Below are 14,026 nucleotides of genomic sequence, written 5' to 3'. Positions count from 1 at the left end.
GTATGACTATTCGAATAGGCGCGTGGAATAAAGTTTTCTGCTGACACATTCAATCTCTGATGAGGAGAAGTTAAAGATAATAGACGTCTTGAAAGGGGTTTTGGCGGCAGTACATCATATATCGCTTGTATTATGACGATGATCAGGACGACATCAACATATCCTGAAGATCAACAGGTTGGACAAGGAGAGCATTCATTATGATTCGGATCTGTCGAAGGACAAGAACATAGTCCTTTAAGAAACCGCGGCCCGCGCGGTTTTTCTAATTTAAGGGATCAAGTTCTTGTCCTTTGCTCGAGACAAGAACTTGATCCCTTTGCCGATAATGGACAAGAACTTAGTCTCATTGCCGATTTGTTAAAGTAGAGGTAACAAAAGCTCAATAGTTACGATGGATGAGTACCTAGTAACTGTAAATTAATCATTTCATAAGATTATCTTATTTTCTTTTCCTAAAGGTATATTACAAGAAAACATTAAAACTCCCCGCAAATATGGTAAAATTTCGGTATAGTTGAAAACATACAAAAGGAGCTGTCGAAATGACGCGAAAATCACGTTTTATGCGACCGCTGTCATCTGACATACACCTTTATACTGCGAAAATGGAACAGTCGACAATCGTTGTTTTTATCGTAGATGAGCTTGTCGGAAGCGGAAAAATCGAGGATATAACGGAAAATAGCGTGAGAATCGGCGGTGAGATGCTTCTTCGCGGACTGTGTACGTTTAAATATGCGGGGTAAAAGGAGGTGCTTTTATTATGGGCAAAATTAAAGTAGTAAGAAATATTGAAAATGTTGATTTAGTTGGTTTACTAGATACTCTTGCTAGCACTATAGATTCGCAGGTTGATTTTGGAACAACTGTAATTGAAATGATTATTGACAATCCAAGAGATGAATTTATAGATAGTACACTGATAGTATTACTAAGAGACTATCTTGAGCTTCTTGATGGAATCTCAGTGCTTGTCAGGCAGGGTTGCTCTGAGGCCGCTATACCAATCATTAGAGCAACGTTTGAATACTATTTAAGCATATTATATATCCTTCAAGAGGAATCTTATAAGCGTGCATTATCATACCAAGTCGGCACCCTCAAAGCAAAAAGCCGTGAACTAAACAAGACGAACGTAAAGGGTGGAGGGAGAAAATTCAAAAGGACTTTAGAGAAAAATTCTTATAAGGTTACTTTTAAGGGTACTGATAATACTGTGAAATTAACAGCATTGCGCAAATTACTAAACAGCGAGCCCTTTAAGGAGGTAAACATTGAATGGGATAGGGTTCAGAGAGGTATGACAGTACCTCCAAACTGGTACTCATTATATAATGGACCCGGAAATATTCAGAAGTTAGCTGACAGATTAGGCGTAGTCGCAGAGTACGAGTTACTTTATCGCAATTGGTCTTCTAAAATACATGGAACGGATTCATTTAGAAATCTTTCAAATAGAGGGTTAAAACAAATTCGAATGCCAGAGAGTATTCAGTTAGTTTGCACTTGGGCGATGACCTGGACACACAAAATAACTATAGAATTAATTACTCTCTATAAGCCGACAGAGAGGGCAGCATATTTTATATTTTACCTAGGGATAAGAGACATATATAAAAATGTGACATCTAGGAAACCTTTAATACTTTTTAAGGAATAAAGTATAAAAAAGCACCTTATCAAGGGTGTTTTTTATACGGAATGATTAACATAAATTGTTTCTAATGCTTCCATCTGAATAGGTTTGATTGATAGGATAGGACGAATTTTCTTAGCTTGAGCCTCGGCTACCTGCAAGTTCGTACTAATCCTATTTGCCTTAATGAATGATAGAAGTCCAATAAATAAGCGTCAAAAAGAATGGAATATCCGAGCGTTCTAAGGAGCACAGCATGTCTCTAATCAGAAAAACCTTTATAAATAGGAATCGAATAAATAGATTTCTAAAGTTGAATACAGATGAGTGGAGTTATGAACTCTTCAATCTGGATAACTTGAAAATACATGTGAAGGATTTCAATCTTCACGGCAAATGCGTTAGTTTCTCTTTACATGCAGGAAATTGTCATGCAATAAAAGATCCCTCAAAACAATGTTCATTGTTTCTTCAAGGTCTTTATGATCTTAGGGATCATAAAGAAGAAGATAAATCAAATCCGAGGCATTGCCCGTATATTAATCAGTTAATGTTGGAGCAGCCAGAGCGAATGTTTCCTATATACTTTTACAAAAACAAATGTAGGCATTACGGTACAGGTCAAGGTCAACACAGGATCTGTATCTCTGGAGTATTAGGCAAAGCATTACCCAAAATTCTTTTGGGTTTTGAAAGACACATAAATTGTGGAGCATGTAATGAACCAGACCAGAATACCTTAAAGAGTTATTAATAAGGATCATTAACCCCAAAATTTGAGATGAGAGGAATGCTATTGTGTTAGAGTCAATAAATGAGTTGAAGGAAAAAATATATCACCATAAGACCAGGTCATATTTTAACGAAGTCGTCAGTTCAATTGAACATAAAAACTATAGATCAGCAGTTGTTATGCTTTATTCGGTGGTAATATGCGATTTAATATTTAAGCTAATGGATTTAAGGGATATACATAACGATGAAAAGGCTAGAAAAATACTGGAAGATCTAAATGCAGAGAAGGAAGATGCCCCAGTTTCACCGGCATGGGAAGGTAGTTTAATTGAAAAGTCATTTAGGGAAGCAAAGCTTTTGGAAAATGATGTTTATACTCATATTATAACTTTGAAGAATTATCGGAATTTATCGGCTCACCCTGTTATTAGTTCAATAGATATATTATTTGAACCTAATACTGAATTAGCGGTGTCACTCACTACCAGTATGCTTGAAGGATTACTGACCAAGAGTCCAATATTATCGAAAAATGTATTTATCCCTTTCATGGAAGAGATAGAGCGAATAAAAAATGAGTTTGCAAATTCAGAAAGGCTTGAAACTTATATTCAGTCTAAATACTTGCAGCATTTTAATAAGGAATTGACAGAATATATCTTTAAGAATTTATGGAAATTTGTTTTTAGGAATAATGGCGATAAAGAAAGAAAAAATCGAGATATTAATTACCAGGTACTCATAATCATTTATCAAAACAACGAGGGCATCTTATTTCCGTACATAAAGAATGAGAGTACTTATTTTAGCGTGTTTTTGGACAATAGCCTTACAATTAATAAGTTCGTAGATTTCTTAACTCTATACCCGAATGTATACCCTTTATTAAGCGATCACGCGGCGGAACTATTAAGAAACCGAATCCGGGATAACTTCAAATTACTCATTAAAGCTCATTTTCTATCAGGATCAGTTGAAGAACATCTCAATATGCTCGAAGAAAAATTATGGGATCAAAGTTATTATTACCATAACCAACCTTACGTTCACAATTACGAACTACAATTAAATGAGGTTAGAGTTCTATATCAATTGTCTGAAAGAAATCAATGCGTATCACAATTTTACGATAACATGATTAGTTATTACGTTCACAGTGGTCAGTATAGTTCGGCTGAACAAGCTTTTGATTATTGTATTGAACCTTATTATAAGAACTTTACTGGAGATCAATTCAAGGATCTACTAAGTGAAGCAAATTATAATGAACAGTGTTACCAAAGAAGGTACGCTGTATCACAACATAATCATTTGATGGAGGAAGCGAAAAAACTTTTGGGGGACGATTTTGATTTTAAGAAAGAATACCCTAATTTATTTTAGTAATGCTTTTGGGAGGACAAATGGAAGAACTTAAGAAGGATATCAGACAATTCTATAAAGCGATCTTGCACACGGAGGATTTACCTTTCCCATACAATAATTTCCCACATGGATGCTGCCAAGATGCATCGTGGATATTGCATAGATATTTATATGAAAAAGGCTATATCTCTGTGGAGCTAGTTGGCGGAGAATATCACGGTAGTAATGGAGAATTCATGAGCCATGCATGGCTTGAATGTGATGGAACGATTATAGATATCACATACTCACAATTCAATGAAGTAGATGATATTGTCATTACAAAAGAACGGCATTTACATCAAAAGTTCAATGAGAATTACAGGTATAGAATGCCATACTGGGAGACCTATACGGATGATCATACTTCGATTATGCTTGACCTATTCTATAAGAAAGTCATCAAAAATATGAACGATAATGGTGCAATATCATGAGTAAAGATTTGATTGAACGGCTTAGACCTCTTAGTGAAGGATTCGATAAAGAGCCATTCGATGCGTATAAGTTACGTGTTGCATCGGAACTGCCAAATTTTCCTGAGTGTGCGTTGGAGAGTTGGATTTATAGACACTATTCTCAAATTAACGATTATTCGTTCCTAGGGTTTGGAAAGATGGTCTTTAACGATGAGCTATGGTCAAAAGAAGATATTTTCAATAACATCAAGTCATATTACTCTGATATGATTGATTCCTTGGGGTATCAGATTTATGAACGGCATGATAAAACATGGTTGCAGAAATATATGCTTGAGCATAGGACATGGAATGTGCCTATTATTGTATACCAGAACAACTCACATCCAAACATGGGTAAACCATATCATTTGATAGAAGGTCATCTTCGTCTAAACTATTTTAGGACGATTTACCGCAACGAGAAAGAGACACTGAGGGATACACATAGGCTTTGGGTGGTCACAATACCATGAGATAAGGATTATTAATAATATTTAAGTGAAGGAACGTGAGAATTCAATGGGAGATGGTTCTAAAAGCAATAGAATGAATCAGAAAAAGACTCTGTTCTGCACACGAGTGTATTTGATATGTGGATTAGACATTATGATGGGTCAGAAATATATCGCGAGGTAAAGTATGAAGCAGAACTAAACAAAAATGATCCTTGGAATGATAGAACTCTGCGCCAGATTGAGGCACAAAGGGCTTACTGTATTGAAAACAACTTTACATATGAAGTTGTAACAGAAAAGTCAACCGACATGAAGTGTCACAGGACAAGAACATAGTCCTTTAAGAAACCACGCCCCGCGTGGTTTTTCTATTTTAAGGGAACAAGAACTTGATCCCTTTGCTGATGATGGACAAGAACATGCTCTCATTGCCGATTAGATAGTTATTTATTCATATTTCGGTGGTAAAATCGCGCAGGTAAAGTATTCATTCAGATGAAATATCGACACTTTAGGCACCAACGAAGCGAGACAAGATCAGGCAGTTTCATATCAAGGACTCTGTTCTGGAAGTCTTGATCGAATACTGTTCGAAGTACCAGGTAAGTAACCCTAGTATTCGACTTTTTTAATGCTTCTCAAATTGGGCCTGAAACTCCTCCAAATCGATGCGGGAGAGAGAGCTCAGCAGTCAAGATCAATATCATAATAAAATTCAGATCCGCCCAAAGATGCCCCTCAACCGAAAAATATGAAGAGATTGGCGAAACAATTGACGTGTTTAACCCTTATATATTGACGGATACAAAGAAAAATCAAGATCGTACGAATTCACCCCTTAATTTAACGGATAATGAGACGTCTATAATACCCAAATTCTTCATGTTACAATTGAATCATGAATTGTGGAGGTGGAAAAATGTCAATCATTACTGCAGAGAGTCATATACGAAATTATATTAGTGATCCAGAGAAAGTCGAAAAACTCTTGTCTTATATGGATAGACACGAAACCATCGGAGAAGAGATATTTCCATACCTTGGTGAAAGTGATAACCGACTATATTTCAACGCTCCGTCAGTGCCCAAAGAAGTTTTTCTTAAGCGCATCCCTTTCTATTTTTACAAACCGGAAATAAACAGCCTTGAAGATATAGGTGATCTTAATGAATACATCATGGGTATATATAGTACGCCAAGGTTAGCCAAGAATGTTGCAGAAAATACGGACCTTCTATACAGCGTTATAGAGAAGATGCACTATCACCATCAACTCACAATGAAACAAATATTTAACTATCCTCATCAACAAACAGGCATGGGATGCCAGACTGAGTTTCTTTTTAAATGGTCGCACTACTTGGATCTGACAGAGTCCTTCCCAGGTGCAGAGAAAATGCCGAAGAAGTTTATTGTATCCTATAACAATATACTTGAAAGTGTCGGACTTCCACCGATAATTTATTATCTGCAAGAAAGTTACACATACGAATATATCAGTCGGAAGGGCCAGGTGTTCGAAGTTTCTGGTACATTCCCATGTGATGACGATGGGAGACCAATACTTAGGTGGATCGGGCTTAAAATAAAAAACCCAATGCGAGTATGGGCTGAAGTAAACAAACGTTTCAAGGGCAAGATTTTCATAGAGGCTGGTCCAAAGACAGCTATTTGGGGATTGAATCTATGGGATGAATCTGAAGATGTTGAGGAGCTATGGACTCCTTTGCACATAGGCCCGCAGCTTATGGAATTTGATAATATTGAACTCAAATATATTCGCGATCGTGAAGGGTACACTCAGAAAGAAGTAGCCACAGCAATCGGTACATCAATTCGCACTTATCAAAAATGGGAATCTGGAGATACCACACCGGACAGCCATAATCTACTTCGACTTATGAACTTTTTGGATATCAGCGATACTAAAGAATTAACTAGGTATATGGACATTAAAGATGTATCTACCGAATGATATTCTAGAAACTTCAGCATTAGGGTCCGTAGCTGGTCCACCAAATCTTCGAAGGCCGTTCTGTGCCGGCAGCCTTGGGGCATCCCCATAACGGCCCTGCAGGCACGAACTTAGTCTCATTGCCGATTTGTTTAGTAGAGTTATATTAATGATCAATCTAATTTTCTAACCTCGAGGAAGAGAGTATGGTCTCTTGACACCGGTGAGAATAATGGGTATATTTGTTAACAAATCCGAAAGTATCGGTCAAAGTGGTCTGCGAGTTCTGCTTGCAGACTTTTTTTGTTTATTATTCTCTCGCTATATCAATTAAATCCTTAAAGGTAGGTATTTAATATTATTAACTATATTTGCATAAAGGAGGGTTTAAAATGAAAGAAAAGGTTACGGTAAGAAGTTTAATAAAGCATAATGGTATCGACAAAGACTTTACACCTGTACCAACTGGATTGTTTGATAATGGTTGGATGGGGGTTCTTCCAGTTTATGACGCAAAATTAATCACTACGTTAGCTCATTTAATAAGTATGGGACTCACGAAATCCGAGGTTCTCGAGAAACTTGATCAGTATATGGATAAAGAAGATTTCAATACATTAGTTTTGAAAGATAGTTTTGAAACAGAAGAAGAGGAGGAAGATTTTTTAGTATCATATCAGCGTGAATTTTCAGTAAAAGAACGGTTAGAGATGAATGGATACTCTTATCCGAGTAACATAGAAGAAGCTCTAGCTTTATTTTTGGAATTTAATATATTAATGGAAATCGTTGAAGATAATGTTGAATACTTCGATTTAGCAATAAATCCATTTCCAAATCCAGTAGATTATTTTGACAAATAGAAAATGTAACCCGGTAAAGCTACGCGTACTTGACATAAAGCCTCGTCTTCTAAGACGAGGCTTTTAAAAATATTTTGCGACTGCATATGTGTTGAATCTAGTCGAAATGAAGAAGGGGTTCGAGTAACGAGTAGGGAATCTTTACTATACATAGGGTTAGTGAAATATTATTAGAAAAGAGTGATTAAATGGAAAAGTATAAACCGTTTGATGAAAAAAGCTCAAAGCAGCTTACTGATATATTGAAGGAGTTATTTGGAGACAGCGAACCGTTCCCAGTGCTAAAAAGTGAATATAAGCCAATCCCATTAAAACAAAAGGATGATATTAATTACGAAATTCAATGGCAGACCGATAATATTGAGAATGAAGGACATAAGGTAATCCATGTAGACCAGAACCGACATGGTGAAACTATAATAATCTATCGTTTGGTGTACCAAGACGATATAGATGATAGGAATATTCACTTGCGTATAAGGATCATTACTCCGAAGGGGGTTAAGGCACCTGACTCGAACGCTTTCCTGGTTATCTACCCTGAAACCCTGCGTATGGAGATTGCGGACATACGAATTGAAGGTGACAGAGTTAGTCGCGGCTACGGATCAATCACAATGAATGCCATTTTGAAGCTTGTCGACCAGATGCATATCCGGTTTATCACTGGTTGGATTTCGAGTGTCGACTGGGATCACATCAACCGATCGGAGCAATTTTACAGTAAGTTTGGCTTTGAGTGCGATCTAAACCATGAAACTAAGTATGGCACGATCACTTGGATCAATCAATCACTCGGGGCTACTCGAGAAGAACTAAAGAACCTAATGAAACCTAAAAAGGCAAGATCAGAATAAGTCTCAATGAATGGATTTAACAACATTTACCTTTTTCTTCAATAGTATTGCCTAATCATTTTTGGAATAATCAAATGTCTGTTTGCTTAATGTACCGATTGGAGGAGTATCCTTGGCAAATGTAACAGTAAGAGAGGCAGATGAAAATTCTTTGCCTCATATTCTACGCATTTATAATCAGGGCATCTATCGTCAGATCAGAAATTGAAAAATCGTCTTATTCAACTTATCATTTGAACCAGGCAAAGCTGTACAAGAAGCAAAGTATGAAAGTGGGCTATCAATTTGCGGGTCATAAAGACGTGGAATTATCTACGCAACTTTTACTTAAGGCTGTTATCAAACGCGGAATTCGGTTTGACATCCTCGACCGAGAAGAGAATTTTATCCGGTTACAGAAAGGAGATCAGATTGAATATGTGAAGCAGGCGACTAAAACCTCATTAGATTCTTATAGCACCGTACTTATCATGGAGAATAAGATCGTTACAAAAGAAGTTCTACGAGATAATGGTATTCGTGTTCCGAACGGGGAAGCGTACACAATATAGAAGAGGCCATGTCATCGTTTGCAAATTATTTAGGTAGACAAATTGTTATAAAACCTAAATCCACTAATTTTGGGCTTGGGATTACGATATTCACTGGTGAGTTTACAGAAGAGGATTATCGTAAGGCATTTGAGATAGCCTTTGATTATGATCGTACAGCACTGTTAGAGGAATTCATGACGGGAAAAGAGTATCGCTTTCTAGTCATGGGCGATGAAGTAGTCGGAATCTTACATCGTGTTCCCGCAAATGTGATCGGGGATGGGGTACACACCGTTGCCCAATTAATTCATGAGAAAAATAAAGACCCGCTTAGAGGAAAGGGATATAAAACTCCACTTGAACGAATCCAATTAGGTGATGCTGAAAAACTGTTCTTAAAAGGACAAGGTAAAACGGCTGAAGATATTCCAACTAATGGTGATATCGTTTATTTACGTCAGAATTCTAATATCAGTACAGGTGGGGACAGCATTGACTATACTGATGACATTCCAGACAGCTATAAACAATTAGCCATTAGATCGGCTAAAGGAGCAGTTGGAGCGACATTCTGTGGAGTAGATATGATGATTGATGCTTATAAAGATGAGGCAAATGATCATAACTACAGTATTATCGAAATTAACTTTAATCCAGTCATTCATATTCACTGCTACCAATACAAAGGGAAGAATCGTAAGGCGGATGATAAGATTCTGGATTTATTGTTTAGCAAGGATAGGGAATAACCACAACTGATTTAACCTAATAACAAAATCAAATCTAATAGAAAATTAAACACGGGACCTCCTTTAAGGTCCCGTGTTCTTTTATAAAAAATCCTTTCAAGAGTTGCTATGAAAGTATTCGATAATTCTACCCAAGAAAATATATCGCAACGAGACTACGTTAATAAGTATGTAGCCAAGTTTTCTTTTACTCAAAAATGAAGGATAAAAGAGGGGAAGAAATTCAATAAAGCGAGAAGACGATTCTTCTCTTGATTCACGAATTGCCCAAATGGACACTACAATACCGATGATAGCAATAGGAACGTTAATATAGAAAATGGATTGCCAATTCACTTCCTTTAAAAATTATTAGTAACTGTCGCACTTCGTATTACAACCCGTCATAAGAAGATAATTATCGACATATTCATATAAACAATGATTTAGATCAACATTATTAATAATTTTCAAAAATTAAGTCTTGATAAATTGATTGCCAGTCGTTCTACGCCAGTGTGGAGAAGGCAGATCATCCGCAATATCAGGACCGCCCGTTGATCGTGGCAGGTGATCCTGAACGCCGTTCCGGCATTGTGCTGGCGGCTTGTCCGATCGCCAAACGGTATGGGGTGACGACCGCTGAGAATGTGGGAACAGCGCTGGCGAAGTGTCCTGAGCTCGTGGTGATGAGACCAAGAATGGAGAAATACATTCATGTATCGCTGCAGATAACAGAGATTATGAGACAATTTACCGATCTGGTGGAGCCTTACAGTATTGATGAACAGCATCTGGATATAACCGGGAGCTTATCCTTATTCGGGGACCCGGATACTCTGGCCCGTATGGTTCAGGCTGAGATTTTGCGTAATACAGGAGTATACTGCCGTTTTGGAGTCAGCTATAACAAGGCGGTGAGCAAGATGGCCTGCGACAACTTCGCCAAGAAGAATGCGGATGGCATCTATCTGCTTCCCCGGAATAAGCTTCAGGAGGTGCTCTGGCCGCTGCCGATCCGGAAATTGCTGATGGTTGGTTCGCGGATGGAACGGCATCTTCTGAATATGGGCCTGCCAACCATCGGTCATTTAGCCAACGCGCCGATGCAGCGGATGAAAGCCCGCTTCGGAGTGAATGGGGAGGTGCTGTGGCGTCTGGCTAACGGCATCGATCCTTCCCCCGTCAACCCGAATAGCCATCAAGGCGTCAAATCTATTGGCCATGAGATGACGCTGCCGCGGGATTACTATTCCTTGGAGACGATTGCCATTCCATTGTTGGAGCTGACCGAGCTCGTCTGCCGGCGTTGCCGGGACAAAGGGTTCATGGGCAGTGTGGTTAGCATCAGCTGCCGAGGAGCGGATTTCGACCGACCAACCGGATTTTCGAGGCAATTGAAGCTGTCCGATCCGACGAATGTGACTAACCAGGTCTACGAGGCGGTGATGGTGCTGTTCCGCAAGCATTGGGACGATCTTCCTGTACGCAAGGTAGGGGTTACCCTGTCGGGATTAGTGGCGGATGACGCCTATCAATTAACCTTGTTTGACGAGCGGCCCAAGTATCAGGCACTCGAGAGAGCAACGGATGAGATTAAGCGGAGATATGGAGACTCCGCTATCCTCCGGGCGGTATCGCTAACGGCATCAGGCCAGGCTAGAGATCGGGCCGGCAAGATTGGAGGACATTATCGATGACAGGTAAATTGCAAGGGAACGGGCTGTGGGAATCCTCACGGATGATGCTGCCGGAGCATAAGGAAGCGATCCTGAACAGCAATCGTTATCTGCAGAAGAGAACGCGGGTTCAGCTGGATGAACAGGAGCTGGAAAGGGTCTCGCGAATTGTAATGGAATCGCAGCAGGAGGGAAGAGAGGTGGCGCTTCGCTTATTTGGTGAATATAAGGAGCATCATCTTAATGGAATCGTTGTTCGCCTGGACCCTGGCGAGCGACGGGTGTGTCTACGGACAGACGCCGGGATGGAATGGGTGTTATGGCGTGATATTGTCAGCGCCGAGTTCACGGCGGGATACACCGACGATTAAGACGAATCGGATATGAAGTATGGTAAGGCCGCCCCATGGTGCCAAACGCATATTATGCTATAATATGGGTTACAGCATTTTGGATTGAATGGGGAGATTAATTGATGATCTTGCACAAAGGTGATGCTTTATTTCACCAGGGAGATGAATGTGAGAACTTGTATCGCATTAAGAGTGGCTTATTCAAAGTAATACGACTGCATGAGAATGGAAATGTGGTATTGTTTAATATTTTATATCCCGATGAGATTGTTCCGCATCATTCTCTGGTCTCACCCAAGGAAGTGCTGGGAACAGCGATTGCGCTGGTCCAAAGTGAGGTAGAGGTTATTCCGGCAAAGCAATGGTACCAGGATATGAAGAATGATCCGGACAAGGCGATGGAAGTGGCCATGCAGCTGCAGGAAAAGCTAAGATTTATGCAGGAGCGGTTGGATCACCTGTCAATTGGCACTCCGGCCGAACGGCTGGAGCTATTGGGGAACTGGCTAAGCCAGCATGTCCCGGGCACGCATCTTACCGATTACCTGACTCAGGAGGAAATTGGGCAATTGATCGGTGTGAGGCGCGAGACGGTGAATCGCCTGCTCAAAACATTGGGTTAGGATTTACGCTGGCGGATTCAGCATTATATCGCTGAGAATGGAAGAATGACAAGATCCGTATGATATGCGGCGTTTAATATGAGCCATAATGCTGGTATTTCCTGCTTAGCGGTAGAAGCGCGACGTTTTTGTCATGAACTGAATTGTGGTATAATAATATAGAATCAAAAACAGAAAGGATCAGGATACCATGTGTCCCTTAAGGACGAATCCCCAAAGGACGATTTGGAAACGTTGTGATCTCTCTTACACTTAGCTTCTTACGTGGAACGTCGGTTTGCGACAATACCCTTACGAAAGAAGCGAGTGATGATGCGAAGTATGAAGTCCTCAAGGATCTTCTTCGCAGGGTGTTGGCGTGAGGTCAACCAATCTGCGATAAGAGGGATTCTTTATGAGGAAGAAAGCAGCAAGATGGCAGTATGACGGTAAGCAGTTATTAGTTTTGATGTTTGGTACTTTTTTATTGGCGTTTGCGTATTATCATATTAATTTTCAGAATGGTCTGTCAGAGGGCGGCTTTGTTGGCCTGGCGCTGTTAGGCAAGTATTCATTGAATCTGCCTCCGGCGTTATCGTTGCTTGCGCTCGATGCTCTCGTAATGATGGTGGCTGTATTTTTTAAAGGCTGGAAATTTATTGCAAATACACTGTTCGCCTCGGTGCTGTTCTCGGCATTCTATGAACTGTTCGAGCAATTTTCACCGTTGTCTATAGATCTAACGAACAATTTGCCGCTAGCGGCGTTGGTGTCGGGTCTGTTGACAGGACTTGGTGCTGGACTTGTTCTACGTGCCGGCGGAGCGTCAGGCGGAGACGATATTTTAGCATTGATGTTAAGTGGATGGTCAGGCATCAAGATTGGTACGATGTTCATCCTGATGGATGCGGTCGTATTGATGTTATCCTTGTTCTATTTGCCATTTAAAGAGACGATGTTCACGATTATGGCGGTACTGATTGCCGGTAAAATGATTACCTGGACTGTACAGTATGGTCGTAAAGAAGTGCCATCGCGCAAAGTTTCTTACGGCATGAAACAGAAAACGGCGTAAGCCTCCGGGCTTCAACGTCGTTTTCTTTTTTTCGGATGATTGCGAACGGGCATAGGTTTTGAAATTCTGCTATAATATGGATATATCTTTTTTGCGGGAATGGAGAGATTAATATGATTTTACATAAAGGTGAGGTGCTGTTTCATCAAGGGGATGAAGGCGTAAACCTGTACCACATTAAGAGCGGGCTGTTCAAAGTGACTCGACTGCATGAAAATGGAAATATGGTGTTATTTAATATTCTTTACCCCGGTGAGATGGTTCCGCATCATTCCTTAATCTCCCCAAAGGAGACGCATGGAACGGCGATAGCCCTGGTGCGAAGTGAAGTCGAGGTTATTCCTGCGGAGAAATGGTACCGGGAGCTTGAGGAGGATCCGCATAAGGCGCTTGAGATCGCCAAGCTGCTGCAGGAGAAGATCAGGTTTATGCAGGAACGCTTGGATCATTTGACGGTAGGTACGCCTGCGGAGCGGTTGGAACTATTGAATAAATGGCTGAGCCAGCATGCGAACGGTATTCCGTTAACCGATTATTTGACGCAAGAGGAGATTGGTCAATTGATCGGGATCAGACGTGAGACGGTGAATCGCTTGCTGCGGGAAATGAATAAATAAGCGACATCACAAAATAAGAACCCCCGCGTAATCTGGCGATGCAAAGCACGTTGGAGCCGCGGGGGTTCTGT

16 protein-coding genes are annotated in these 14,026 nt (G+C 40.1%); all 16 read left to right on the top strand.

Annotated elements, in window-relative coordinates:
* Positions 1 to 545: 545 nt before the first annotated feature.
* On the top strand, positions 546 to 749 hold the full coding sequence (locus tag DMN77_RS07520; protein ID WP_256872277.1) for a hypothetical protein: 204 nt from the start codon (positions 546 to 548) through the stop codon (positions 747 to 749).
* A 17-nt stretch (positions 750 to 766) separates the two neighbouring features.
* The gene (locus DMN77_RS07515; RefSeq protein WP_179014224.1) at positions 767 to 1,663 is read left to right on the top strand and encodes a DUF5677 domain-containing protein; all 897 of its coding nucleotides are present in this window, start codon (positions 767 to 769) and stop codon (positions 1,661 to 1,663) included.
* 774 nt (positions 1,664 to 2,437) lie between these two features.
* Positions 2,438 to 3,757, top strand: a complete 1,320-nt coding sequence (locus tag DMN77_RS07510; protein ID WP_179014222.1) for a hypothetical protein — start codon at positions 2,438 to 2,440, stop codon at positions 3,755 to 3,757.
* 20 nt (positions 3,758 to 3,777) lie between these two features.
* Positions 3,778 to 4,215: a hypothetical protein gene (locus tag DMN77_RS07505; protein ID WP_179014221.1), complete on the top strand. Its 438-nt coding sequence runs from the start codon at positions 3,778 to 3,780 to the stop codon at positions 4,213 to 4,215.
* Positions 4,212 to 4,712, top strand: coding sequence for a hypothetical protein (locus DMN77_RS07500; RefSeq protein ID WP_179014219.1), 501 nt, complete (start codon positions 4,212 to 4,214; stop codon positions 4,710 to 4,712). The genes DMN77_RS07505 and DMN77_RS07500 overlap by 4 nt, the downstream gene beginning before the upstream one ends.
* Positions 4,713 to 4,808: 96 nt before the next feature.
* Positions 4,809 to 5,030, top strand: coding sequence for a TnsA endonuclease N-terminal domain-containing protein (locus DMN77_RS24200; protein ID WP_372775568.1), 222 nt, complete (start codon positions 4,809 to 4,811; stop codon positions 5,028 to 5,030).
* A 583-nt stretch (positions 5,031 to 5,613) separates the two neighbouring features.
* Entirely contained in the window at positions 5,614 to 6,669 is a 1,056-nt protein-coding gene (locus DMN77_RS07490; RefSeq protein WP_179014216.1) for a helix-turn-helix domain-containing protein, read from the top strand.
* A 371-nt stretch (positions 6,670 to 7,040) separates the two neighbouring features.
* A complete protein-coding gene (locus DMN77_RS07485) occupies positions 7,041 to 7,511 on the top strand; it encodes a DUF6042 family protein (protein ID WP_179014214.1) in 471 nt (156 codons plus the stop codon).
* 188 nt (positions 7,512 to 7,699) lie between these two features.
* On the top strand, positions 7,700 to 8,368 hold the full coding sequence (locus DMN77_RS07480; RefSeq protein WP_179014213.1) for a hypothetical protein: 669 nt from the start codon (positions 7,700 to 7,702) through the stop codon (positions 8,366 to 8,368).
* A 266-nt stretch (positions 8,369 to 8,634) separates the two neighbouring features.
* Positions 8,635 to 8,919, top strand: a complete 285-nt coding sequence (locus DMN77_RS23800) for a hypothetical protein (protein WP_256872276.1) — start codon at positions 8,635 to 8,637, stop codon at positions 8,917 to 8,919.
* A gap of 8 nt (positions 8,920 to 8,927) precedes the next feature.
* A complete protein-coding gene (locus DMN77_RS23795; RefSeq protein WP_256872275.1) occupies positions 8,928 to 9,650 on the top strand; it encodes a hypothetical protein in 723 nt (240 codons plus the stop codon).
* Between the two features lie 470 nt (positions 9,651 to 10,120).
* A complete protein-coding gene (locus DMN77_RS07470) occupies positions 10,121 to 11,329 on the top strand; it encodes a DNA polymerase IV (RefSeq protein WP_179014317.1) in 1,209 nt (402 codons plus the stop codon).
* The gene (locus DMN77_RS07465; protein WP_179014211.1) at positions 11,326 to 11,679 is read left to right on the top strand and encodes a YolD-like family protein; all 354 of its coding nucleotides are present in this window, start codon (positions 11,326 to 11,328) and stop codon (positions 11,677 to 11,679) included. Before DMN77_RS07470 ends, DMN77_RS07465 begins: the two co-directional genes overlap by 4 nt.
* A 104-nt stretch (positions 11,680 to 11,783) precedes the next feature.
* Positions 11,784 to 12,284: a Crp/Fnr family transcriptional regulator gene (locus DMN77_RS07460; RefSeq protein ID WP_068781891.1), complete on the top strand. Its 501-nt coding sequence runs from the start codon at positions 11,784 to 11,786 to the stop codon at positions 12,282 to 12,284.
* 394 nt (positions 12,285 to 12,678) lie between these two features.
* Positions 12,679 to 13,338: a YitT family protein gene (locus DMN77_RS07455; RefSeq protein WP_068781890.1), complete on the top strand. Its 660-nt coding sequence runs from the start codon at positions 12,679 to 12,681 to the stop codon at positions 13,336 to 13,338.
* Between the two features lie 113 nt (positions 13,339 to 13,451).
* On the top strand, positions 13,452 to 13,955 hold the full coding sequence (locus tag DMN77_RS07450) for a Crp/Fnr family transcriptional regulator (protein WP_068781889.1): 504 nt from the start codon (positions 13,452 to 13,454) through the stop codon (positions 13,953 to 13,955).
* Positions 13,956 to 14,026 lie beyond the last annotated feature (71 nt).

Origin of the sequence: Paenibacillus sp. 79R4 (assembly GCF_013393165.1) — a bacterium.
Lineage (GTDB): Bacteria > Bacillota > Bacilli > Paenibacillales > Paenibacillaceae > Fontibacillus.
Note: the sequence above shows the minus strand (reverse complement) of the source record. Positions and strands in the feature narration are given on the sequence as shown.